18 protein-coding genes and 1 tRNA gene are annotated in these 24,578 nt (G+C 56.8%); 11 read left to right on the top strand and 8 right to left on the bottom strand.

Translation table 11 applies throughout. From position 1 onward, the window contains the following. Positions 1 to 75 precede the first annotated feature (75 nt). Genes hldE through PGQ95_RS02100 form a run of 3 tightly spaced genes read right to left on the bottom strand, consistent with a single transcriptional unit; the run spans position 76 to position 5,722 of the window. On the bottom strand, positions 76 to 1,509 hold the full coding sequence (gene hldE, locus PGQ95_RS02090) for a bifunctional D-glycero-beta-D-manno-heptose-7-phosphate kinase/D-glycero-beta-D-manno-heptose 1-phosphate adenylyltransferase HldE (RefSeq protein WP_015369639.1): 1,434 nt from the start codon (positions 1,507 to 1,509) through the stop codon (positions 76 to 78). Positions 1,510 to 1,567: 58 nt separating this feature from the next. Then, positions 1,568 to 4,405: a bifunctional [glutamate--ammonia ligase]-adenylyl-L-tyrosine phosphorylase/[glutamate--ammonia-ligase] adenylyltransferase gene (gene glnE / locus PGQ95_RS02095; protein WP_271032182.1), complete on the bottom strand. Its 2,838-nt coding sequence runs from the start codon at positions 4,403 to 4,405 to the stop codon at positions 1,568 to 1,570. A gap of 21 nt (positions 4,406 to 4,426) precedes the next feature. After that, on the bottom strand, positions 4,427 to 5,722 hold the full coding sequence (locus tag PGQ95_RS02100) for an inorganic triphosphatase (RefSeq protein WP_271032105.1): 1,296 nt from the start codon (positions 5,720 to 5,722) through the stop codon (positions 4,427 to 4,429). A gap of 212 nt (positions 5,723 to 5,934) precedes the next feature. On the opposite strand from PGQ95_RS02100, the gene PGQ95_RS02105 reads away from it, so the two are divergent. Then, complete coding sequence (locus tag PGQ95_RS02105; RefSeq protein WP_087859830.1) at positions 5,935 to 6,555, top strand: TIGR04211 family SH3 domain-containing protein; 621 nt, start codon at positions 5,935 to 5,937, stop codon at positions 6,553 to 6,555. Between the two features lie 61 nt (positions 6,556 to 6,616). Beyond that, on the top strand, positions 6,617 to 7,858 hold the full coding sequence (locus PGQ95_RS02110; RefSeq protein WP_087859831.1) for a multifunctional CCA addition/repair protein: 1,242 nt from the start codon (positions 6,617 to 6,619) through the stop codon (positions 7,856 to 7,858). An 11-nt stretch (positions 7,859 to 7,869) separates the two neighbouring features. Here the strand turns inward: PGQ95_RS02110 and bacA are convergent, their stop codons facing one another. Next, entirely contained in the window at positions 7,870 to 8,691 is an 822-nt protein-coding gene (gene bacA, locus PGQ95_RS02115) for an undecaprenyl-diphosphate phosphatase (protein ID WP_087859832.1), read from the bottom strand. A 69-nt stretch (positions 8,692 to 8,760) separates the two neighbouring features. Beyond that, positions 8,761 to 9,144: a bifunctional dihydroneopterin aldolase/7,8-dihydroneopterin epimerase gene (gene folB / locus PGQ95_RS02120; RefSeq protein WP_020077905.1), complete on the bottom strand. Its 384-nt coding sequence runs from the start codon at positions 9,142 to 9,144 to the stop codon at positions 8,761 to 8,763. 233 nt (positions 9,145 to 9,377) lie between these two features. Here folB and plsY point away from each other — a divergent pair, with 233 nt between their 5' ends. After that, the gene (gene plsY / locus PGQ95_RS02125) at positions 9,378 to 9,998 is read left to right on the top strand and encodes a glycerol-3-phosphate 1-O-acyltransferase PlsY (protein WP_015703522.1); all 621 of its coding nucleotides are present in this window, start codon (positions 9,378 to 9,380) and stop codon (positions 9,996 to 9,998) included. A 213-nt stretch (positions 9,999 to 10,211) separates the two neighbouring features. Then, positions 10,212 to 11,681 carry an MFS transporter gene (locus PGQ95_RS02130; protein ID WP_430915072.1) on the top strand — a complete coding sequence of 490 codons (1,470 nt, stop codon included), beginning with the start codon at positions 10,212 to 10,214 and terminating at the stop codon, positions 11,679 to 11,681. A gap of 46 nt (positions 11,682 to 11,727) precedes the next feature. Here the strand turns inward: PGQ95_RS02130 and tsaD are convergent, their stop codons facing one another. Then, positions 11,728 to 12,741 (bottom strand): tRNA (adenosine(37)-N6)-threonylcarbamoyltransferase complex transferase subunit TsaD, encoded by a 1,014-nt coding sequence (gene tsaD / locus PGQ95_RS02135; RefSeq protein WP_032712539.1) that lies wholly within the window; start codon positions 12,739 to 12,741, stop codon positions 11,728 to 11,730. Positions 12,742 to 12,979: 238 nt separating this feature from the next. On the opposite strand from tsaD, the gene rpsU reads away from it, so the two are divergent. The 3 genes from rpsU (at position 12,980) to rpoD (ending at position 17,113) form a co-directional block, all read left to right on the top strand. Then, the gene (gene rpsU / locus PGQ95_RS02140) at positions 12,980 to 13,195 is read left to right on the top strand and encodes a 30S ribosomal protein S21 (RefSeq protein ID WP_001144069.1); all 216 of its coding nucleotides are present in this window, start codon (positions 12,980 to 12,982) and stop codon (positions 13,193 to 13,195) included. Between the two features lie 177 nt (positions 13,196 to 13,372). Continuing rightward, on the top strand, positions 13,373 to 15,118 hold the full coding sequence (dnaG, locus tag PGQ95_RS02145; RefSeq protein ID WP_087859834.1) for a DNA primase: 1,746 nt from the start codon (positions 13,373 to 13,375) through the stop codon (positions 15,116 to 15,118). Positions 15,119 to 15,268: 150 nt separating this feature from the next. Continuing rightward, positions 15,269 to 17,113, top strand: a complete 1,845-nt coding sequence (gene rpoD, locus PGQ95_RS02150; RefSeq protein ID WP_015369628.1) for an RNA polymerase sigma factor RpoD — start codon at positions 15,269 to 15,271, stop codon at positions 17,111 to 17,113. A 70-nt stretch (positions 17,114 to 17,183) separates the two neighbouring features. Here the strand turns inward: rpoD and mug are convergent, their stop codons facing one another. Beyond that, positions 17,184 to 17,690, bottom strand: a complete 507-nt coding sequence (gene mug / locus PGQ95_RS02155) for a G/U mismatch-specific DNA glycosylase (protein ID WP_430916844.1) — start codon at positions 17,688 to 17,690, stop codon at positions 17,184 to 17,186. Positions 17,691 to 17,815: 125 nt separating this feature from the next. On the opposite strand from mug, the gene PGQ95_RS02160 reads away from it, so the two are divergent. The 4 genes from PGQ95_RS02160 to PGQ95_RS02175 all read left to right on the top strand — a co-directional run bounded on the left by PGQ95_RS02160 (position 17,816) and on the right by PGQ95_RS02175 (position 23,394). Further along, a tRNA-Ile gene (locus tag PGQ95_RS02160) sits at positions 17,816 to 17,891 on the top strand. Positions 17,892 to 18,411: 520 nt separating this feature from the next. After that, the gene (locus tag PGQ95_RS02165) at positions 18,412 to 19,494 is read left to right on the top strand and encodes a glycoside hydrolase family 88 protein (protein WP_113373087.1); all 1,083 of its coding nucleotides are present in this window, start codon (positions 18,412 to 18,414) and stop codon (positions 19,492 to 19,494) included. 33 nt (positions 19,495 to 19,527) lie between these two features. Further along, positions 19,528 to 22,011, top strand: coding sequence for a hypothetical protein (locus PGQ95_RS02170; RefSeq protein ID WP_430916846.1), 2,484 nt, complete (start codon positions 19,528 to 19,530; stop codon positions 22,009 to 22,011). 36 nt (positions 22,012 to 22,047) lie between these two features. Then, the gene (locus tag PGQ95_RS02175; protein WP_113373089.1) at positions 22,048 to 23,394 is read left to right on the top strand and encodes an MFS transporter; all 1,347 of its coding nucleotides are present in this window, start codon (positions 22,048 to 22,050) and stop codon (positions 23,392 to 23,394) included. 26 nt (positions 23,395 to 23,420) lie between these two features. On the opposite strand, the gene PGQ95_RS02180 is transcribed toward PGQ95_RS02175, so the two are convergent. Beyond that, positions 23,421 to 24,461 carry a LacI family DNA-binding transcriptional regulator gene (locus tag PGQ95_RS02180; RefSeq protein ID WP_430916848.1) on the bottom strand — a complete coding sequence of 347 codons (1,041 nt, stop codon included), beginning with the start codon at positions 24,459 to 24,461 and terminating at the stop codon, positions 23,421 to 23,423. Positions 24,462 to 24,578: the final 117 nt, after the last annotated feature.

Raw genomic sequence — 24,578 nt, forward strand, 5'->3', positions numbered from 1 at the left:
ACGGGGGCGCTTTATGCCAAACCCGGCGACGTTATCGTCCCGGGTTTAACCTTTATCAACCATAAGACAAGGCGATTACTTATCGCTATCTTTCTGAATCTTCTTGATAATATTGGTAGTCGAGCAGCCATCTTCAAAGTTGAGCACCAGCACTTCGCCGCCGTTGGCCCATACCTCTTCGCTGCCGGCAATTTGCTCCGGCTTGTAATCGCCGCCTTTCACCAGCAGATCCGGCAGGATCCCGGCAATCAGCCGCTGCGGAGTATCTTCTTCAAATGACACCACCCAGTCGACCGCTTCCAGCGCTCCCAGCACGATCATCCGCTGTTCCAGCGGGTTAACCGGGCGGGTTTCACCTTTCAGACGTTTGGTTGAGGCATCGCTGTTGACGGCGACGATCAGACGATCGCCCAGCTTGCGCGCATTGGCCAGATACGAGACGTGGCCCGCGTGCAGAATGTCAAAGACGCCGTTGGTCATCACCACTTTTTCGCCACGCTTACGCGCCGCGGCAACCGCCTGTTTCAGCTCTTCTTCGCTCATCACGCCAAAACCGGTATCGGCACGCCCGCGCACCGCGTTTTCCAGCTCGATTGGAGAAACGGTGGAAGTCCCCAGCTTGCCAACCACCACACCGGCCGCGGCGTTAGCGAAATAGCAGGCCTCTTCCAGCGTGTTGCCCGCCGCCAGCGTCGCCGCCAGCACGCCGATAACCGTGTCGCCTGCGCCGGTGACGTCATACACTTCCTGCGCCTGGGTCGGCATATGCAGCGGCGGACGACCCGGCTGCAGCAGCGTCATACCCTGCTCGGAGCGCGTTACCAGCAGTGCGGAAAGCTCGAAGTCAGCGATGATTTTCATCCCGCGTTCGACGATTTCTGCTTCATCCTTACACTTTCCGGCGACCGCTTCGAATTCAGACAGGTTCGGCGTCAGCAGCGTTGCCCCGCGGTAGCGTTCAAATTCAGTGCCTTTCGGATCAATCAGCACCGGAACGCCAGCATCACGCGCCAGCTTAATCATGGTCTGCACGCTGGCCAGCGCGCCTTTCGCGTAGTCTGACAGCACCAGCGCGCCGATTGAACCCAGCGCCTGCTGAATACGTTCATGCATCGGCTGTGGATCGACCCCGGAGAAGCCCTCTTCAAAATCGAGGCGGATCAGCTGCTGGTTGCGCGACAGCACGCGCAGTTTGGTGATGGTCGGATGCGTCGGTACCGACACGAAATCACACTTCACTTTTACGTCAGCCAGCGCTTTGCTAAGCGCGCGTGCGGCATCGTCGATACCGGTCAGGCCGACCAGACGAGAAGTCGCGCCGAGCGAAGCAATGTTCATCGCCACGTTAGCCGCGCCGCCAGGGCGTTCTTCGATATTTTCCACCTTCACCACCGGCACCGGGGCTTCCGGGGAAATACGGCTGGTAGGGCCATACCAGTAGCGGTCCAGCATCACATCGCCTACCACCAACACTCCTGCACGTTCAAACTCTGGCAGCGTTACTTTCATTACTCTCTCCTGCGAGATGCAAACTTTGCGCGCGATAATAGCACACCCGATTTGTTAATTAAGCCATCAACCACTTCTGCCAGCTGGCGCTCACCTGCTGGCGTTCACCGTCAAAGGCATCCGGCGCAACGTGGCCCGGCTGCTCCTGCAGCGCCAGATGGTGCAACGCATCGCGTAGCGTGGTGTAGGCATGGGTAAGCGCCCGCGCTTCTTCCTCATCCATGATGTCGTTCTGCGCCAGCAGTTCCAGAATACGCACATTATCGGACCAGCGCGTCAGCTTCGGCTTTTCATGCGCGTAGCGCAGCACCAGGTACTGGGTGATAAATTCAATATCGGTGATCCCGCCGGCATCGGCTTTGATATCAAAGCGATCGCGCTGCTTATTGCCGAGATGAGCGCGCATCTTTTCCCGCATCTCACGTACTTCGGTTTGCAGCGTCGCGCCTTCACGCGGAGTGGTCAGGATATCGCGGCGGATCGCATCGAAGCGCGCCTGCAGCGCCGGGTCGCCATACACCACCCGGGCGCGAACCAGCGCCTGATGTTCCCAGGTCCAGGCTTCATTGCGCTGATAATCGGCGAAGGCGTCGGCGGTAGTCACCAGCATGCCCGCCGCACCGGATGGACGTAAGCGAGCGTCCACTTCATACAAGATGCCCGACGAGGTGCGGGTGCTGAAAAGATGCATGATCCGCTGGGCAAGGCGCAGATAGAACTGGCGGCCATCGATTTCTCGCTCGCCGTCGGTCATCACCTCCATCGGACAGTCGTGGAGGAAGACCAGGTCGAGGTCGGAACTATAACCCAGCTCCCAACCGCCGAGTTTACCGTAACCTACTACCGCAAAACCGCGTCCCTGACGATCGCGCAGATGGGTCGGCTGGCCGTAGCGGGCGACCATCTGTAGCCACGCCTGCTGAACTACCGCATCGATCATCGCCTCGGCAAGCCAGGTTAAGTGATCGCTCACTTTCATCACCGGTAGCGTGCCGGCAATATCGGCGGCGGCGATGTGCAGCAATTGCGCCTGTTTAAACTGGCGTAGCGCTTCCAGCTGCTGTTCTTCGTCTTCTTCCGGCACGCGCAGCAAATACTGGCGCAGCTCGTCGCGGTACGCATCGGTCGCCGTCGGTTGATAAAGCGTGTTCGGATCCAGCAGTTCGTCCAGCAGCAGCGGGTGGCGCGCCAGCTGGCTGGCGACCATCGGCGAAGCGGCGCACAGGCTAATCAGGTGTTTTAGCGCGCCGGGGAATTCGCTGAGCAGCTCCAGATAGGTGGTACGGGTGACGATACCGGTCAGCAACGGGGTGATCCGCGCCAGCGGCAGCGGCGCATCCGCCCGCGAGCAGACCTCGCTGAGCAGATGCGGCATCAGTTGGTCGAGTACCTGCCGCCCGCGCGGGCCGATGGTGCGCCGGTCGAGCTCTTTGCGAAAATCGGCGATCAGCGCCAGCACGCTGCGCCGATCGTTGTCATCAAGGTGCGCCAGCGCCGGCGTAGTGTCGTCTTCTTCCAGCGCGTCCTGCCACAGTTCGCGCCAGTACTCTTCCAGCTGTTCATCCGGCGATTGCGCTTCATCGTCGCCAATCAGTTCGTTAAAGACGCGACGCACGCGGCGCATCTGCTCTTCCAGCTGTGCGCTGAGCGTCTGCCAGTCGGCGACGCGCATCCCCCACGCCAGACGCGCGCGGTTAAGCTCATCCTGCGGCAGGGTTTGGGTTTGCTCGTCGTTAATGCTCTGCAGCAGGTTTTCGAGACGGCGCAGGAACAGATAGGCTTCGCGCAGCTGGGCGGCATCGCCTTCCGGCAACAAATGCAGCTCGTCAATCGCCGCCAGCGTCGGCAACAGCGCGCGCTGCTGCAAGGCCGGTTCGCGACCGCCGCGGATCAGCTGGAAAACCTGGACGATAAATTCGATTTCGCGGATGCCACCCGCGCCGAGCTTGATGTTGTCTGTCAGGCCGCGGCGGCGCACTTCACGGGCAATCATCCCTTTCATGTTACGCAGGGACTGAATGACGCTGAAATCAATGTAGCGGCGGAAGACGAACGGACGCAGCATGGCGCGCAGTTCGTTGGCGTGCTCGCCGTCGTTATCGCCCATGATCCGCGCCTTTACCATCGCGTAACGCTCCCAGTCGCGCCCCTGCTCCTGGTAATAATCCTCCAGCGCCGCAAAGCTCAACACCAGCGGGCCGCTGTCGCCAAATGGTCGCAGACGCATATCCACGCGGTAGACGAAACCATCCTGCGTCGGCTGATCGAGTACTTTGATTAACCGCTGGCCCAGACGGGTAAAGAACTGGCCGTTATCCAGCTCGCGACGCCCGCCCTGGGTGGCGCCGTGTTCCGGCCAGGCAAAAATCAGGTCGATATCGGAAGAGAAGTTAAGCTCGCCGCCGCCCAATTTCCCCATGCCCAGGATCATTAGCGGCTGCGCTTCGCCCTGCGCATTGCACGGCGTCCCCCACTCCCGGCAGCAGGCGGCGTACAGCCAGTCGCGAGCGGCGACGATTAAGGTCTCCGCCAGGGCGCTGAGCTGCTGCAAACTGCTCTCTTCGCTTACCAGCAGCAGCGCCTGCGCCCAGGCGATACGCACCATTATCCGGCGGCGGAACTGGCGTAGCTCGCGCATTAGCGCGGCCTCGTCAGTCACGTTTTGTAGCTGTTCCGCCAGCCAGTCGCCGTAATGGCGCCATTCGTCGGCCTGCGGCGGCGCGCTTTCCAGTTCAGCCAGCCACTGCGGCTGAGCGACCAGACTCTGTTCAACAAACTCGCTGAACGTCATCACCGACTGCGCCTGCGAACTTAACGTTTGCAGGGGAAAATCTGCCGGAAGCCGGTTTACAACCGTCTGCCAGTGCTGCTGTAACTGCGAAGAAAGCGCCATTATAGGGGTCTCCCTGGCCTGAAATTATCGTTTTCCACTATGCAGCCAGAATGGTTCCGCGGCCAGGGCCTGACGACGGAAATATTCGATGACGCTGCGGTCATTGTTCTCGATAGCGCGGCGCACCTCTTGCCAGTTTTCCAGCCAGGCCTCGGCGACCTCGGCATAGGCGCTGGAAAGCAATTGAATACTGTCGATCTCGCGCGCCAGACGCGTGAGCCGATCGCTATAGTCGTCCTGCGTCTGCTGGAAGTTACTTTTCAGATCCGCCGCGGCTCGCGACAGCTGAATATCGGCAAAGCGTTTGAACGAACCGGCGATTTTCTTTTGCCCCGCTTCGTTGAGGAACGAACGCCAACCGCGGGTAACCAGCCATTCGGTCAGCAGCAGTTTGGCGCCAACCGTGGCGCGGTTGAACAACGCCGCTTCGGCTTTCTCCGCTCCGTCCAGCGCCGCTTCGGCCTCAGTGAGCGATTCACGCAACTGTACGGTGGCTTTTCGCGGCACAATGCCGCCAAACAGCACCAGCGCATGGCGTACGCGGGCCATCGCCCGCTGGATTTCACGTTTAGCGGCCGCGTTGCCCCGGTTCCAGACTTCATCATGATAGAGCCAGTGCGCCAGCGCGCTTTCCAGCGCCGCTTCCAGCCCCTGCTCGACGCTGGCTTTGGCCGCCACGCCTACTACCGTTAACGGTTTAACCGGGCGCGCTTCGTTGCCCTGCGCCAGCTGATAGCCACGCGCCGCTTTACTCAGGCTGCCCTGGCGCAATACGCCGGTTGCCAGTAAACGTCGCGCCAGCGCCAGAATGTCGGCGGTATCGCCGCTCAACAGCTCAAGCTCCAGTTCGCAAATGGCTTCCTGATGCTCACCGGCTTTGACGTCGCCAAGGTCAAGAGCTATCTCAATCTGGCTATCGCCCTCTTTCACCACCCATTTTTCACGGAGGAAATCAGTGCTAAACAGCGGCTGCACATTTTGCGCCAGTTCTGCCGGCAATTGCCCCTGCGGCCAGACTTCAGCCGGCAGCTTATCCAGCGCCAGCTCAGCTTTTTCCAGCGGAATATTGTATTCCGGACGCTGATGCAAACCGCCCACCACCCGACCGGCAATTTTCAGCGTCATTTCATAGCGCTCCCGATCGCCGCGGATCCGCAAGCCCATGTCGTGACGACGCAGCCAGTTATCGGCGGTTTCGTAGTAAATATTCAGCAGTTGACCTGCCGGTGTGTGCTTCGCGTCCAGCGTATTGAGATGCTGGCGCAGCGCCTCAACGCCGTCGTGGGCAACGATAAACTTCAGTTCGATTTCTTGAGCCATGGCTGAATTCTTCCACCTGATAAGCGTCGCCGGGAAAATGCGGCGAACTAATGACGATATTTTTTGTCAGTAAATAGTATTTTGCGGCGAATCGCCATGCAATGCGCATTTGCCAGCTGCATTTGGATGATTCCGATTGTGGCGGAAAACTTTGCGTCGCTCTGGCGATGCCACTACTATCGTTCAACTTTTTATGACCAAACGATGACCTGATGCCAAAATTACGCCTTATTACCTTTACATTGCTAGCGCTTAGCGCCGCTACGGCGGTTCACGCAGAAGAAAAGCGCTACGTTTCCGATGAGCTGAACACCTGGGTTCGCAGCGGTCCTGGCGATAACTATCGTCTGGTCGGCACCATTAACGCCGGCGAAGCCGTCGACGTTCTGCAAACCAATGACAGCACGAATTACGCGCAGGTACGCGACAGCAACGGCCGTACCGCCTGGATCCCGCTGAAAGAGCTGAGCAACGAGCCCAGCCTGCGCATTCGCGTGCCGGATCTGGAAAATCAGGTCAAAACGCTGACCGACAAGCTGAACAATATTGACGCCACCTGGAACCAGCGTACCGCCGACATGCAGAAAAAAGTCGCCGGTAGCGATGGCGCGATCAACGCTCTGAAAGAAGAGAACCAAAAGCTGAAAAACGAGCTGGTTGTCGCTCAGAAGAAGGTGAACGCGGCGAATCTGCAGCTTGATGATAAACAGCGCACCATTATCATGCAGTGGTTTATGTACGGCGGCGGCGTGCTTGGCGTCGGTCTGATCCTTGGCCTGGTGCTGCCGCATCTGGTACCAAGCCGCAAGCGTAAAGACCGGTGGATGAACTAATTCGTCTTCTCTGCCAGACTTACGTATCATCTTGCGAAAAGTCGATGCGGGAGAAACAGGCGTGAAGATTTATTTGGTCGGTGGTGCGGTACGAGATGCGTTATTAGGACTACCGGTCAAAGACAGAGACTGGGTGGTGGTTGGCGCCACGCCCCAGCAGTTGCTCGACGCGGGCTACCAGCAGGTAGGCCGCGATTTTCCCGTGTTTCTTCACCCGCAAAGCCGTGAAGAGTACGCCCTCGCGCGTACCGAACGTAAATCCGGTTCCGGCTATACCGGTTTCACCTGTTATGCCGCCGCTGACGTCACCCTTGAGCAAGATCTACTGCGCCGCGATCTCACCATTAACGCGCTGGCTCAGGACACTGACGGTCAGATTTACGACCCATATGGCGGCCAGGCCGATTTACGCCTGCGCCTGCTGCGCCACGTCTCCCCAGCCTTTAGCGAAGATCCGCTACGCGTACTGCGCGTCGCGCGTTTTGCCGCACGCTATGCCCATCTCGGTTTTCGCATTGCCGATGAAACCATGGCGCTGATGCGCGCGATGGCGGACGCCGGCGAACTGGCGCATTTAACCGCGGAGCGGGTATGGAAAGAGACGGAGAACGCGCTTAGCACGCGTAACCCGCAGGTCTTTTTCCAGACCCTGCGCGACTGCCACGCGCTGAAGGTTCTGTTCCCGGAAATCGACGCCCTGTACGGTGTCCCCGCGCCGGCCAAATGGCATCCGGAAATCGATACCGGCGTACACACCCTGATGACGCTCACCATGGCGGCGATGCTATCGCCGGCCATCGACGTCCGTTTCGCCACCCTGTGCCACGATCTTGGTAAAGGTTTAACGCCCAAAGAGTTCTGGCCGCGCCATCACGGCCACGGCCCGGCGGGGGTAAAGCTGGTGGAACAGATTTGCCAGCGCCTGCGGGTGCCAAACGATATCCGCGATCTGGCCAGATTGGTCGCCGAATTCCACGATCTGATCCACACCCTGCCGATTCTGCAGCCAAAAACCATCGTGAAGCTGTTTGATAGCATCGATGCCTGGCGCAAGCCGCAGCGTGTACAGCAAATCGCCCTCACCAGCGAGGCCGACGTGCGCGGGCGTACCGGTTTTGAGTCCTGTGATTATCCGCAGGGGCGCCTGCTGCTTGAAGCCTGGGAAGTGGCGCAGTCGGTCTCCACTAAAAAAGTCGTAGCGGAAGGTTTCAAAGGACCGGAGATTCGCGAAGAGCTGACGCGGCGCAGAATTGCGGCCGTGGGGCAGTGGAAAGAACAACGTTGCCCCCAGCCGCAAGGCTGAGGGCCAGGGCCTTAGAAGAAGACCACGTAGACGGCTGCCGCGACGATAAAGCGGTAGATTGCAAACGGAATAAACGAAATACGTTTAATCAGCTGCAGGAAGGTTTTAATCGCAATCAGCGCCACGATGAACGCCATGATAAAACCGACGGCGAACATCGGAATATCCCCGGCGTTAAGGAAGCCGATGCTCTTGTAGACGTCCAGCACGGTGGCGCCCATCATCATCGGCACCGCCAGCAGGAAAGAGAACTCCGATGCCGCATAGCGGCTAACGCCCATCAGCATACCGCCGGAAATGGTCGCCCCGGAGCGAGAGAAGCCAGGCCACAGCGCCAGACACTGGAAGCAGCCGATGGCGAACGCCTGACGATAGGTCATATCGTCAATCCCCACCGCGCGCGGTTGTTTCGGTTTGAACAGTTCCGCCGCGATCAGCAGGAAGCCGCCGACAATCAGCGCGTACATTACGTTAACCGGGTTAAACAGCGATTTAATCAGGTCATGGAACACCAGCCCCAGTACCACAGCCGGGATCATGCCTAACAGGATATGAATCAACGACAGACGCCCGCTGCCTTCGCCTTCATGCACCGGCGGGCGGCCAAAATGAATGCCGATCAGGCCAAACAGACGACGCCAGAACACCACGACGACCGCGAGAATAGATCCTAATTGAATTACGACTTCAAAAGTATTGGCGGTATCCCCTTCAAAGCCAAGGAGATGACCAACAATAATCATATGTCCCGTACTGGAAACCGGTAAAAACTCCGTCAACCCTTCAACCACACCCAAAATTGCCGCTATCAGCAGCGAGTGTAAATCGCCCATTCAATAAACCCTTAAAAGAAAAAGTAAAATTAAAATCCAGGCACTAAGACCGGTATAAAACAAATTTGTTTAAACATTATGACGAGAAACGTTTTGTTTCAGATTACTGCCACGTTCAATGATTACGCCAACGTTGGCCGCACGAGCCACCGCGCCAGGCTTGCTGACTTTAATCCGCACCCACGGAGAATTAAATTTTTGCAGCAGGAGATCGGCTATCTCTTCCGCCACCCGCTCGACCAGCGCAAAACGCCCGCCCTCGACGTGGTTGATAACCAACTCGCTGATATCAGCATAGCTCAGGCAATCGCTAACATCGTCGCTGGCGGCCGCTTTGCGGTTATCCCACGCCATTTCGATATCGAACACTAACTTCTGTTCGATGGTCTGTTCCCAGTCGTAAACACCGATAGTGGTGATTACCGAAAGTTGCTCTATAAATACAATATCCATCACGACCTGCCTGCTTTTTGGCTAAACCGGATACCACTTCCGGCGAATTATGCGTATTATCCACAGATGCAAAGACATCCCCTAAAGAATTCACGTGTCCTGACAGCGGCGACGCGGCAAGATTTCGGGAACATAGCAGCATCACTATGTAACCTATCGCGCAAAGAAAGCCAACAAACTGTTAACACGAAAATGGGTGGGGTTCTAACGACATTTTCAAAATGGAACAGCTGATGAGTGCAATCGCGCCTGGACTAGTTATCCTCGCCTACCTCTGCGGCTCAATTTCCAGCGCCATTCTGGTATGCCGTCTTGCTGGTTTGCCCGACCCTCGCGATAGCGGTTCCGGCAACCCTGGGGCGACGAACGTACTCCGAATTGGCGGCAAGGGAGCAGCCGTAACGGTATTAATTTTTGATGTCCTGAAAGGGATGCTGCCGGTTTGGGGCGCTTGGGCGCTCGGCTTGACGCCATTCTGGCTCGGGCTGGTGGCGATCGCCGCCTGCGTCGGCCATATCTGGCCGGTGTTCTTTAATTTCCGCGGCGGCAAAGGCGTGGCAACCGCATTTGGCGCTATCGCGCCCATCGGCTGGGATCTCACCGGCGTGATGGCTGGCACCTGGCTGCTGACTATTCTGCTCAGCGGGTATTCCTCGCTGGGCGCTATCGTCAGCGCGCTGGTCGCCCCTTTCTACGTCTGGTGGTTCAAGCCGCAGTACACCTTTCCGGTCTCGATGCTCTCCTGCCTGATCCTGCTACGCCATCACGACAACATCCAGCGCCTGTGGCGCCGTCAGGAAACGAAAATCTGGTCACGCTTTAAGAAGAAGAAAAAAACGCCAGAGCAGAAATAATCTCCGCGCCCGGCCGCCTGTGCCGGGCTTCTTTGCCCCCACAAACGCATTCTATTTCCCACTTTTTTAGCCAATCATAGCGGCAAAAGAGAAAACCAAAGATAATCCTTTCACTACAATGACTTAGTTATGAGTTATAACCAAAAGTGATTTTTTCGTCCCCGCGTCGCTGTTTACTCTGAAGATCTTTATAAGAGAAAAAAGCACAACACCATGACTGATGTAATTAACGCGACGCCAGCGGCAACCTCTGCGTCGCCCGGCGGGGAAGTAAAATGGATCGGCAGCGCGGCGGACGTCTCGCGCCTCATCAATGAAGGCAGCAGCGGGCGCAATAACGCGCGTATCGTCATGGGAATCGCCCTCGGCGGTATTTTCCTTGATGCCTACGATCTTGGCTCGCTGGCCTTCGGCCTGAAAGATATTACCCGGGAATTCAACCTGACGCCTGCCGGTACCGGGATGGTCGCCTCGGCCATCACCTTCGGCGCTATCGTTGGCGCGCTGCTCGGCGGTTACTTGACGGACAAAATTGGCCGCTATCGCGTGTTTATGGCGGATATGCTGTTCTTCGTGGTAGCGGCAATCGCCTGCGCGCTGGCGCCGAATGAATACGTCCTTACTGGCGCGCGCTTCGTGATGGGCCTCGGCGTCGGGATCGACCTGCCGGTGGCGATGGCGTTTCTCAGCGAATTCGCGAGGCTCAAAGGGCCCGGCAACAAGGCGGCCAGCGTGGCGATGTGGTGCCCCACATGGTACGCGGCAATCAGCATTTCATATCTGCTGGTACTCTTTTTCTATGCCGTCTTGCCGGAAAGCCATAGCGACTGGCTATGGCGGATTATTCTTGGTTTTGGCGCCATCCCGGCGCTGGTGATTATCGCTATCCGTAGCCGCTACATGAGCGAATCGCCGGTGTGGGCCGCCAACCAGGGCAACCTGCGTGAAGCTGCGTCTATTCTACGCCAGGCGTACAACATCAATGCACACGTTGCCCAGGACGCGCTGGAAAAACCGGCGCCCAAAGTTCGTAGCGCCCAATGGAGTAACTATCTGCGCCTGTTCCGCGGCGTCTACCTGCGCCGCACCACGCTCTCTACCCTGCTGTCGGTGGTTTCCTCGTTTGCCTATAACGCCGTCGCGTTCGGTCTGCCGGTAATCATCTCCAGCTTCTTCGTGCAGTCAATGTTGACGACGATTTTGATTTCGCTGACGCTGAATTTGCTGTTCGCTTTCGTAGGAGGGATGCTGGCGGTACGCCTGGTACCGCGCTTCGGCGCCTGGCGGATGTCGCTGGCGGGTTATGGCTGCCAGCTAACGGCGCTGCTCGGCCTGGCGCTGATTGGTCGCCCTGATGGCGCAGGAGAAGGCGTCGCCGCCGTGGCGATGCTGGCGCTGTTCCTTTTCGGCCAGGGATTCGGCCCCGGCGCACACACTATGACCTTCGCCTCGTTAAGCTATCCGACATCGCTGCGCGGCGTTGGCGTCGGGCTCAACCAGACGCTTATGCGCGGCAGCTCAACGCTTTCTTTATTCCTCTTCCCGCTGCTGGTCGCCGCGCTGGATACCCGCGTTTTCTGGATCATCGCCGCGGCGCCGCTGATTGGGCTATTGTCGCTGCTGGCGATACGCTGGGAGCCGTCAGGCTACGACATCGACGCCGAGGATTATCAGCAGCCTTAATCCACGCGTAAAAAAGCCGCCTCGATGGGCGGCTTCTTTGTGGTTATCAGGCGGCCGGCAGTTCCGCCAACGGCCAGCGCGGCCGCACGGTAACGCCGAGTCCGGCATTGGCGCCGCCCTGCAGGCGGACCATCCCGGCGTAAGCGATCATCGCGCCGTTATCGGTACAGAACTCAGGACGGGCATAAAACACTTCGCCGCCGCGTTTGCTCATCATTTCCGCCAGCTTCGCGCGCAGCGTACGGTTAGCGCTTACGCCCCCCGCCATCACCAGACGCTTAAAGCCGGTTTGCTCCAGCGCGCGGCGGCATTTAATCATCAGCGTATCGACCACCGCGTCTTCAAATGCGCGGGCGATATCGGCACGGGTTTGCTCATCGTCGCCGTTGTTACGAATGGTATTAGCGGCGAAGGTTTTCAGGCCGGAGAAGCTAAAATCGAGCCCCGGACGATCGGTCATTGGCCGCGGGAAAACGAAGCGGCCTTCCGTGCCCTGAGACGCCATTTTCGACAGCATCGGCCCGCCGGGATAATCCAGCCCCAACAGTTTCGCCGTCTTATCAAAGGCTTCGCCAGCGGCATCATCGATTGACTCGCCCAGCAGTTCATACTGACCAATGCCGGTGACGCTAATCAACTGGGTGTGACCGCCTGAAACCAGCAGAGCGACGAACGGGAACGCCGGCGGGTTATCTTCCAGCATCGGCGCCAGCAGGTGTCCTTCCATATGGTGTACCGGAATCGCCGGCACGTTCCAGGCGAACGCCAGCGAGCGGCCAACGGTCGCGCCGACCAGCAGCGCACCCACCAGGCCAGGGCCTGCCGTATAGGCAACGGCATCAATATCTTTCGCCGTCAGACCCGCTTCTTTAAGCGCCGCCTGAATCAGCGGAACGGTCTTACGCACGTGGTCGCGCGACGCCAGTTCAGGCACCACGCCGCCGTAGTCGGCGTGCAATTTCACCTGACTATACAGCTGGTTGGCTAACAGACCTTGTTTATCGTCGTAAATGGCGATGCCGGTTTCATCGCAGGATGTTTCAATTCCCAGTACACGCATGAGTTGTTTTACCTCGTTTCAATACCGCGCAGTGTAGGACCAATGACCGGCGATGTAAAACTTTGCTCACCCCTGGTGTTCTCTTCGTGTATACTCCTCACCCTTATAAAAGTCCCCTTTCAAAAAAGGCGCCGGTGCTTTACAAAGCAGCAGTAGTTGCAGTAAAATTCCGCACCATTTTGAAATAAGCTGGCATTGCGGCCAGCGGCAAACCGAATTAATCAAAGGTGAGAGGCACATGCCGGTAATTAAAGTACGTGAAAACGAGCCGTTCGACGTAGCTCTGCGTCGCTTCAAGCGTTCCTGCGAAAAAGCAGGTGTTCTGGCGGAAGTTCGTCGTCGTGAGTTCTATGAAAAACCGACTACCGAACGTAAGCGCGCTAAAGCTTCTGCAGTGAAACGTCACGCGAAGAAACTGGCTCGCGAAAACGCACGCCGCACTCGTCTGTACTAATCTGTTGAGAGCGAAGCTCTCAATTCAGACCGAGTTGTAGTTGTAAGGCCGTGCTTCCGAAAGGAATGCGCGGCTTATTTTCGTTTATGCATTAGCAGATACACGAGATCGTTCAAACTGTCTTCAGGCGACATATCGAGGCCGTTTGCAGGATGCAGTGTATAGATTACGGGGCATATGGCTGGACGAATCCCACGCGTATTTATCAATGACCTGCTGGCGCGCACCGACATCATCGATCTGATCGATGCTCGGGTGAAGCTGAAAAAGCAGGGCAAGAATTATCACGCGTGTTGTCCATTCCATAACGAAAAAACCCCCTCCTTCACCGTCAACGGTGAAAAGCAGTTTTACCATTGCTTCGGCTGCGGTGCGCACGGCAACGCCATCGACTTCCTGATGAACTACGACAAGCTCGAGTTCGTCGAAACCGTCGAAGAGCTGGCCGCCATGCACAACCTTGAAGTGCCCTATGAAGCAGGTAATGGACCGAGCCAGATAGAACGGCATCAGCGGCAAAATCTCTATCAGCTGCTGGACGGTCTGAACACGTTTTACCAACAGTCTCTGAACCAACCCGCCGCCGAACCCGCGCGCCAGTATCTGGCAAAACGCGGCTTAAGCAGCGAGGTGATTACCCGCTTCGCAATAGGCTTCGCTCCCCCTGGTTGGGATAACGTTTTAAAACGTTTTGGCGGCAATCAGGAAAACCGCCAGTCGCTTATTGATGCGGGCATGCTGGTCACCAACGATCAGGGGCGCAGTTACGACCGCTTCCGCGAACGGGTAATGTTCCCGATCCGCGATAAGCGAGGCCGGGTGATTGGTTTTGGCGGGCGCGTGCTGGGCGATGCGCTGCCAAAATACCTGAACTCCCCGGAGACCGATATTTTCCATAAAGGCCGCCAGCTGTACGGCCTGTATGAAGCGCAGCAGGATAACGCCGAACCTCAGCGTCTGCTGGTGGTCGAAGGCTATATGGACGTCGTCGCGCTGGCGCAGTACGGCATTAATTATGCCGTGGCCTCGCTGGGCACCTCGACGACCGCCGACCACATTCAGCTGTTGTTCCGGGCGACCAATCAGGTCATCTGCTGTTACGACGGCGACCGGGCTGGCCGCGACGCGGCATGGCGCGCGCTGGAAACGGCGCTACCGTATATGACCGATGGCCGCCAGCTACGCTTTATGTTTTTACCTGACGGCGAAGACCCGGATACGCTGGTGCGTAAAGAGGGCAAAGAGGCGTTTGAAGCGCGGATGGAGCAGGCTCAGCCGCTCTCCACGTTTTTGTTTAATAGCCTGATGCCGCAGGTCGACCTGAGCACTCCGGACGGGCGCGCGCAGCTGAGCACGCTGGCGCTGCCGCTGATAACCCAGGTGCCGGGCGAAACGCTGCGCATCTATTTGCGTCAGGAGCTGGGCAACAAACTGGGCATTCTGGATGACGCCCAGCTTGAACGTTTAATGCCGAAACAGGCGGAAAATAGCGCTCAACGCCCGGCGCCGCAGCTAAAACGCACGACCATGCGTATACTTATAGGGTTACTGGTGCAGAACCCCGATCTGGCGCCGCTGGTTCCGCCCTTAGCCGGTCTGGATCAGCAAAAGATGCCAGGGCTTGGTTTATTCAGCGAACTGGTCAATACGTGTCTGGCGCAGCCAGGTCTGACCACCGGGCAACTTTTAGAGCAGTATCGCGGGACAAATGAAGCGGCAACCCTTGAAAAACTGTCGATGTGGGACGATATAGCAGATAAGGATATCGCTGAACAAACCTTCACCGACTCGCTCAACCATATGTTTGACTCACTGCTGGAACTGCGACAAGAAGAGTTGATAGCTCGCGATCGCACACATGGTTTAAGCAGTGAGGAGCGCCGGGAACTCTGGACTATCAGCCAGGAACTGGCCAAAAAATGAATTTAACGGCTTAAGTGCCGAATATCGCTCGGGAAGCCCCCGACAGCCGCGCTGAGGCGCAGCGGCAATAATATAAGTACGCCCTCGCTTTAAATGTTGGCAGTTCGTCTGCCTGCACCAATCAAACGAATTAAGTGTGGATACCGTCTTATGGAGCAAAACCCGCAGTCACAGCTGAAGCTTCTTGTCCAACGTGGTAAGGAGCAAGGCTATCTGACCTATGCCGAGGTCAATGACCATCTGCCGGAAGATATCGTCGACTCCGATCAGATCGAAGACATCATCCAAATGATCAACGACATGGGTATTCAGGTGATGGAAGAAGCACCGGATGCCGATGATCTGCTGCTTGCTGAAACCTCCAATAATACCGATGAAGACGCGGAAGAAGCGGCGGCCCAGGTGCTGTCGAGCGTTGAATCTGAAATTGGCCGTACGACCGACCCGGTGCGCATGTACATGCGCGAAATGGGTACCGTTGAACTGCTGACCCGCGAAGGCGAAATCGACATCGCTAAACGCATCGAAGACGGGATCAACCAGGTCCAGTGCTCCGTTGCGGAATATCCGGAAGCCATCACCTATCTGCTGGAACAGTACGATCGCGTCGAAGCTGAAGAAGCTCGCCTGTCTGACCTGATCACCGGCTTCGTCGATCCGAACGCTGAAGAAGATATGGCGCCGACCGCCACTCACGTCGGTTCCGAGCTGTCTCAGGAAGAGATGGACGACGACGAAGATGAAGAAGAAGATGATGACGACGACAACAGCGATGATGACAACAGCATCGACCCGGAGCTGGCCCGCGAGAAATTCGCCGAGCTGCGCACCCAGTACGAGTTGACTCGCGACACCATCAAAGCGAAAGGCCGCAGCCACGCCGCCGCGCAAGAAGAGATCCTCAAGCTGTCCGAGGTCTTCAAACAGTTCCGCCTGGTGCCGAAACAGTTCGATTACCTGGTCAACAGCATGCGCAGCATGATGGATCGCGTTCGTACTCAAGAACGTATCATCATGAAGCTGTGCGTTGAACAGTGCAAAATGCCGAAGAAAAACTTCATCACCCTGTTCACCGGCAACGAAACCAGCGAAACCTGGTTCAACGCCGCCGTGGCGATGAACAAGCCGTGGTCCGAGAAGCTGCATGACGTTAAAGAAGACGTTCAGCGCGGCCTGCAGAAACTGCAACAGATTGAAGAAGAAACCGGCCTGACCATCGAGCAGGTTAAAGATATCAACCGTCGCATGTCCATCGGCGAAGCGAAAGCCCGCCGTGCGAAGAAAGAGATGGTTGAAGCGAACTTACGTCTGGTTATTTCTATCGCCAAGAAATACACCAACCGCGGTCTGCAGTTCCTCGACCTGATTCAGGAAGGCAACATCGGTCTGATGAAAGCGGTAGATAAGTTTGAATACCGTCGTGGTTACAAGTTCTCCACCTATGCGACCTGGTGGATCCGTCAGGCTATCACCCGCTCCATCGCGGATCAGGCGCGCACCATCCGTATTCCGGTGCATATGATTGAGACTATCAACAAGCTCAACCGTATCTCCCGCCAGATGCTGCAGGAAATGGGCCGCGAGCCGACGCCGGAAGAACTGGCTGAACGCATGCTGATGCCGGAAGACAAAATCCGTAAGGTGCTGAAAATCGCCAAAGAGCCAATCTCCATGGAAACGCCGATCGGCGACGATGAAGATTCGCATCTGGGTGACTTCATCGAGGATACCACCCTCGAGCTGCCGCTGGATTCTGCGACCACCGAGAGCCTGCGTGCGGCAACGCACGACGTGCTGGCGGGCCTTACCGCTCGTGAAGCGAAAGTGCTGCGTATGCGTTTCGGTATCGACATGAACACCGACCACACGCTGGAAGAAGTGGGTAAACAGTTCGACGTTACCCGCGAACGTATTCGTCAGATCGAAGCGAAGGCGCTGCGTAAACTGCGCCACCCAAGCCGTTCTGAAGTGCTGCGTAGCTTCCTCGACGATTAATTGTCGCGCTGCAAAGAGAGTAAAAAGCTCCCCGCGGGGAGCTTTTTTTATGCCTGCGATTCGGGCGCCATCACCGCCCTCGTCCCGCCAGCGCCTCATCCAGTTCGCGATAGGCTTCAACCAGCTTGTCCAGCGTCGCCCGGTTTAAACCGCTGGGATTGGGCAGCACCCAGATTTCAGTTTCACCGATGGTCGCTTCCTGACGTCCCCACTTCGCGCCACGCACTCTGAATGCCTGCTCAAAGGCCTGCTTGCCGAGCACCGCCAGCGCCTGCGGCTGATAGTCCTGGATTTTGCTTATTAGCACCTGCGCGCCATTGCGCAGTTCCAACAGGGCAACCTCGCTGGCCTGCACCGTCGGCCGCTCAACCAGCATGGTGATACCGCAGCCGGTATCCAACAGATGCTGCTCCTCTTCCGGCTTCAGCTGCCGCTCGGTGAACCCCGCCTGGTGAATGACCTTCCAGAAACGATTGCCGGGATGGGCAAAATGGAACCCCGTATGCGCGGAGGACTTCCCCGGATTGATGCCGCAAAAGACCACCCGTAGCCCCGGCGCCAGGATATCGCTAATCATAATTTCTCCGGCTGAATGACTAAAAAGCTGATTATAAAGGATTGAAAATGCATTGTTTATAAAAACAGCAGCCGAGCGCTTTACGCTGGATTGCAGCGTGCAGTTACATTATAATCCCTCGCCACGGCCCCTTAGCTCAGTGGTTAGAGCAGGCGACTCATAATCGCTTGGTCGTTGGTTCAAACCCAACAGGGGCCACCAAATTTTAGCTTTAAAATCATATAATTAAGCCACTCGAAAGAGTGGCTTTTTCTTTTCTGGCTCGCAATTGGCAGCAAAATGGCGATCTCAAACATTTCCGACGACTCTTCTTTGAGGCGACCTACTCCTGACGCATTCACGCGAGCAGAACATCCGGCTTATTGTCCCCACACCAAACACGACACATTTTAGTTTTAAAATCATACAATTAAGCCACTCCACGAAGTAGGTTTTTTCCTGAATTCAGTAATGGTTGTGCGATTGTCTCCAGCCATTTTGCTGTTCACGCAAAAAATTTTAGCGCTTCCAAAATCAAAAGTGAAACATCGTTCCAACAACCTCTTGTTTTATCAACAATTCCTGCCTTTTTTTCGCAAAAAACGACGTCCTCGCAGGGCAATAAAATATCGGCAAGGCTCACAAAATATAAACGCAAAATTTTTTCGTATTGCGCATATGAAATGCGTAGTGATTTAATTCTTATAGCCAAATCATCCTTACAGATAGAATGAGAATAAAAATGGAAAAGCGTCCACTGAATAAAAATATTGATTTACTGCTGCGCGGATTTACTGAATTAAAAGATAACGGGCGGTTTAATGAACCCAATCTTGACGGTAGCGCCGGCGATTATATTTCATTTTCCAGTTGGGAATGGCCGCAGGGCGTAGGGCTATTTGGTCTGGTACGTTTATGGGAAAATACGAAGTCTGATGAGCTATATCAAATTATCGACCAGTGGTTTCAGGGAAATATCGAAAAAGGTCTACCAGGCCTGAACGTCAATACCACCGCGCCGATGCTTCCCCTCTCGCTTTTCTGGTCCCATCATCGGCAACCGCACTACCAGCAGGTGCTGGATAACTGGGCAAACCGCGTGATGACGGAACTACCGCGTACGCCGGAACAAGGCTTCCAGCATGTGGTCTCCGACGGCATTAACGACATGGAGATCTGGGACGACACGCTGTTTATGGTGGTACTGTTCCTCGCGCACTACGGTACGGTTTCCGGGCGCCAGGAGCTGGTAGATGAAGCCGTTCGGCAGTTTCTGCTGCATGCGCGCTATCTCAACGATCCGCAGACCGGCCTGTGGTACCACGGCTGGAGCTTTGTCGAGAACAGCAACTTTGCCAAAGCCCGCTGGGCGCGTGGTAATGCGTGGATCACCGTCGGTATACTCGAATTACTGGAACTAGCCGACGTAGGCGCGGGCGTTCGGGAGTACCTGATAGAGTGCCTGAAAAAGCAGGTTAATACGTTAATCGATCTGCAGGCTGCTAATGGCGCCTGGCACACCCTGCTCGACCATCCTGACTCTTACATTGAAATTTCCGCGACTGCCGGTTTTGGCTATGGCTTATTAAAAGGCGCCCGTCTTGGCATTGGCGATGAACGATGGCTACAGGCGGGTATGAAAGCACTGGCGATTGTTCAGGATAATATTGATGCCGCAGGAACGGTGCACAATGTTTCTTATGGCACGCGAATGGGGCGCACCCTGCAATTTTATAAAGACATTCCATTACAACCTACCGGTTATGGGCAGGCCTTAGCAATATTATGCCTGAGCGAAGGTTTGCGCCTGACTGATAATAAATAAAATAGATTCCTTCTCTATTTGGAGAAAGTAATAATGACTATCGAATATAGTAATTTTAATTTAACGGCGGGTAACGCCGTGCGCTACTGGCAGCTATCCGATATTACCAGTTTACGCTATGACACGGTGGACACGCCGATGGCTGGCGAAATGGACCCGTTTTTCTTTTTAAGCAAACATAAAAACTTCATTCCACATACCTACCCGTGCCGCGACGATTTTCGCCAGCACTTTGCTGAAAAAAAACCGCAGCCTTTCGCCAGCGCAAACTACTCACGCTGGTGGTTCCCTTTTGCTTCCGACAGAGTCGATCTCTCCGGCTTTTGGTTCCGTCCAACTCGGGTCGGCGCCTGGGCCAGAACGCTTCTCGATTGCCCACAGGCGGGCGAGTATCGTTTTCGCCTCTCCACCTGTGGCGGCGCGCTGCTAAAGCTGAACGGCGAAGAAGTGCTCTGGATGGCGGATTATCAGCGCAACCTGGAAAACCAGCGTGAATTCAGCCTGTCGTTACAGGCGGGGAAAAATGAGCTGGAGCTGTGGTTTGATGACTTAGCCGAACGCGATATTCGCTTCTTTTTCCAACTCGACTACCTCGCCGGCGAGCCGCTGCGTATTGCGCTGGCAACGCCGCTAACCGATGCGCAGGTCAAAGAGATGGAACAGCTCCTGGACGGCGTTTCCTTTGAGCATCCGGTATATAACCGCGGCACCATTCGCCTGGTATTTCCTCAGCCCGCGTCGACGGACTACGGCCTGCATGTCAACGTGCTGGGGGATTTTATCTCGCTGGATGAACCGGTCACGCTCGATAGCCGACTGTCCGCCGGCGAGTCGCTGGTCGCCATTGCCGAAAGCGAAGCTATCCCCGCGGACTTCCGCAATTTCCACATCACGCTGCAACGTGAAGGGTTCAAGATAAGCCGCACGCTGGGCGTCGAAATCTGCCACGCTGACCGCCAAACGGCGATCCCGGCAACGCTGGAAGCACGTATTGCGCAAGCGCTGGAGGTGGTCGCTCATGAAGGTGAATATAGCAGCGTCAAAGCGCTAGCGCGCCTGGCCTGCGGCCTGAACGATGAGCAAACCCAGCAGATGCTGGATGGCGTTCTGCCGTCGGTGCTCGACTGCCACGATTGTGCCGACTTTACGCTTGTGCCGCTGTTGTGGTGCCGGACGGTATGGGGCGACAAGATCGACCCGGAGGTTCGCGGGCGCATCGATGACGCCATACTGCGTTTCCGCTACTGGATGGACGAACCCGGCAACGATGTACAGTGGTACTTCTCTGAGAACCACGCCCTATTGTTCCACACTGCGGCGCTGCTGGCGGGCAATCTCTTCCCGGACGCGACTTTCACTCGTTCCGGGCGCAGCGGACGCGAGCAGGCGGCGGCGGGTAAAGCGCGGGTTATCAGTTGGCTGGACCATTTCGAGCAGTGTGAAATGGCCGAATGGAACTCAGCGCCCTACTTCCCCATTGATTTAAAAGGTCTCACCGCACTGGCGGCACTGTCCGGCGACGCGCAAATAAGCCAGCGCGCCATCGCGGCAATCACACGCTTGCTGGCGCAGATTGCCCGCTCCGCCCACCAGGGTTTTCTGACCGCCTCGCAGGGACGTTCTTACGAACACACCCTACGCGCCGGACGCTCTCTGGAACTGGCGGCGATTTCGCGTCTGCTGTGGGGCAAAGGTAACTATGGTTGTCGTTTCCATGCGCTGCCGCAATTAGCCCTGCTGCTGCGTGATGGCCTGCTCACCCTTCCGGCGGAACTAGCAGAAGTTGCCGCCTGGCAAAAAGAGAGCGCCATTGAGTGGTGTTTTGCCCAAGGCGCCAACCGGATCGCTAAACTCTATCACTACAAAAACCGCCATGCGGCGATGGGGTCCATCGCCGGCTATCGCTGGGGAGAATGGGGCTATCAGGAGACGCCGTTCCATTTACGTCTGGGCAACCAACCTGAAGCGCAGATCTGGATCAACCATCCAGGCGAGACCCTGCACGGCGGATTCGGTCGCCCCTCTTACTGGGGCGGGTGCGGCACGCTGCCGCGCGTGCAGCAATATCGCGGACTGGCGGTGCTGACTTTCAATCTGCACGCCGATCAGCCTGGCTTTACTCATGCCTGGCTGCCGCAAAGCCAGTTTGATGAGGTCGTCATTAGCGGCCAGCGCGCGGCGGTACGCAGCGGTAACGGTATGGCGCTACTGGTGGGCAATCAGCCATTTGAAACGGTGAATACGGGGCCAACCCGCGGCTGCGAAATACGCCTTAACGGGCAACAAACCCGCTGGCTGGTTCGCATCAACGATCGGGTCGATAGCTCCCTGGAATCCTTCAGCGCATGTTTCAGCGACCTGACCATGATGCAGCACGAGGACGGCAGTATCGAAGTGAACGACCCGCTGTACGGAACGGTGCGTTTCCTGGCCGATGGACGAGTGAGCGCCGAAAACCGCACGCTGGACCCACAGCAGTGGAGCGTCGTGGGCAGCAGCCGTGAACTTCCTCTGTAACCAACGCCCGGCAGAGACCGGGCAAGGAAAATAATAATGGATACGCAAATCGACAAACAGGCTGTGCCCTCCGGGCAGGCCGCTGATGATGTTAATCCGAATACGCTGCACAATCCCGCTCGCGAAATGGCTAAACCGAAAAGCAACTATCGCTGGGTCATCTGTTCCATGCTGGTGTTTGCCACGACGGTTAACTATATGGATCGCCAGATCCTCGGCTTGCTGGCGCCGATGCTGCAAAAAGATATCGGCTGGACGCAAATGGAATATAGCTGGCTGGTTAATGCATTTACCGTCGCGTATGGCGTCGGCACGCTGGTATGCGGGCGAATTATCGACAAACTGGGGACCAAAATCAGCTATGCGGCGGCGATGGTCGTCTGGAGCGTCGCGGCGATGGCGCATGCCGTCGTCGGGTCGGTAGCGGGATTCGCGCTGGTTCGCGTCCTGCTTGGGCTAGGTGAATCCGCTAACTTCCCGGCGGCGATGAAAGTGATTGCCGAGTGGCATCCTAAAAAGGAACGCACGCTGGCGACCGGCATTCTTGGCGTCGCGGTCAATATCGGCGTGGTTATCTCACCTGCGCTGATCCCCCTTATCGCAGTGCATTATGGCTGGCACGGCGCGTTCTTAATTCTCGGCGCCATTGGCTTACTTTGGCTGATTCCCTGGTTCATTGCCTTTGGTCCGGTGAAAGCGAAGGCCAGCGCCGAAGAGCAGGCCTGGATTGCTCAGGATAAAGAAGAAGCCGTCAGCGTTTCGGCCATTAAATGGACACATCTGCTGGGCTATCGCCAACTGTGGGCCGTGGCATTAGGCAAAATGTTGACCGACCCAATCTGGTGGTTCTTTCTCTTCTGGCTACCGAAGTGGCTCAACGAATCCCGCGGTATCAACATGGAAGGCCTGGGTCTACCGCTGATCGTTATTTATCTCTTCGCCATCGTCGGCAGCCTCGGCGCAGGCTGGTTACCCGGCAAATTGATGAGTAAAGGCTTTAGCACCGCCAGCGCACGTAAAATCACAATGCTGATCTGCGCCTGCCTGGTCCTGCCGATTTTCGCCGCCACCCAAGTCGAAAATCTGTGGGCCGCCGTCGCGCTGGTCGGGTTAGCTGCGGCGGCGCACCAGGGGTGGTCTGCCAATATTCTGACCTCGGTATCCGATCTGTTCCCGAGCGCAGCCGTCGGTTCGGTCGTAGGGATTGGCAGTACCTTCGGGATGATCGGCAGCGTAATCTTCTCAACGGTGATTGGCGCCGTGCTTGAAGCCTCTGGTAACTATTGGGCGCTGTTCGCCATCAGCTCTGTGGCTTATCTGCTGGCATGGGCGATTATGTATTTACTGTTAGTGCCGAAGATGGAACGGGCTAAATTCGACTAACCCGTTCCCTTTGCCGGTGGCGCGTATCAGGCGATACGGGCCACCGATTGACGTTCGACGATGGCGCACGCCAGCTCAACCCGCCTTGGAATTTCGACACTACCGGCAATCATATCCTGCAGCAGCTCCAGCGCCAGCGTGCCGATTTCGTGTACCGGAAGGTGAACGGTGGTCAACGGCGGTGTGGCAAACTCCGCCTGCGGCAGGTTATTCATACCCACCACCGAGATATCTTCCGGCACGCGCAGTCCTAAGGCCCGCACGCCGTTGATCGCGCCGATCGCCAGCGAATCATTGGCGCACAGTATCGCCGTACACTCGCGCGGAGTATCACGGAAACGCGCGATCACCGCCTGCTCCGCCAGCTCCGGCAGCCAGTCGGTAACCGTCAGAATCCGCGAATCGTCGCACAACAGCTGGCGAGCGCGCATCGCTTCCCGCCAACCATCTTCACGCTGTTCAATGGTTCGCCTGCCTGGGTGGGTTAAAAAAAGAATGTCGCGGTGGCCGCGCTCGAGCAAATATTCACAGGCCATGCGCGTGGCCGAACGGTTACAGGGCAGCACGCTGGACAAGCGCATTAATGGATCGTCGGTATTCACCAATACCGCCGGTTTTTTCAGGTTCGCCACCGTATTCAGAAAGCCGCTGTCGTCCACCGTCAGCGCCAGCACGCCACCTACGTCCGCTTCTTCCAGCAGCGCCTGCAGAGCGCCGTTGTCATTATCGCTGAGCTGATGAGTAATGAGATCAACGCCCAGCACCTTCGCTCGCTCTTTTAACCCTTGCAGAACGTACCAGCTAAACTGATAGCGGTTGTAATCCAGCATCGCCACTTGTGAAATAGCCAGCACAATCCGCGCGCCGCCCAGCTCCTGAGCCGGCGTATATCGCATGGCCCGCGCCACTTCCTGAATACGCGTGCGCAGTTCGTGGCTGACCCCTTTTTCGCCCGATAGCGCCCGCGACACGGTACTGAGCGAGGTACGACAACGGGTAGCGATATCCTCCAGCCGCACGCGGCGATAGCCAGCATCGCGATCTGCCTGATTATCTGATTTACTCATCTCTCATCCTTTCTGACACCGCGCGCTACTCGGCGTAAAAATGAAAATCGCCGCGACTGGCGAATAATAGCCAGCAGTCAGTGTAGCCATTGATGCTACCCGAACGGCTTCGCGCAC

It is taken from the genome of Klebsiella sp. 141240 (assembly GCF_050600805.1).
Taxonomy (GTDB): Bacteria; Pseudomonadota; Gammaproteobacteria; order Enterobacterales; family Enterobacteriaceae; genus Klebsiella; species Klebsiella aerogenes.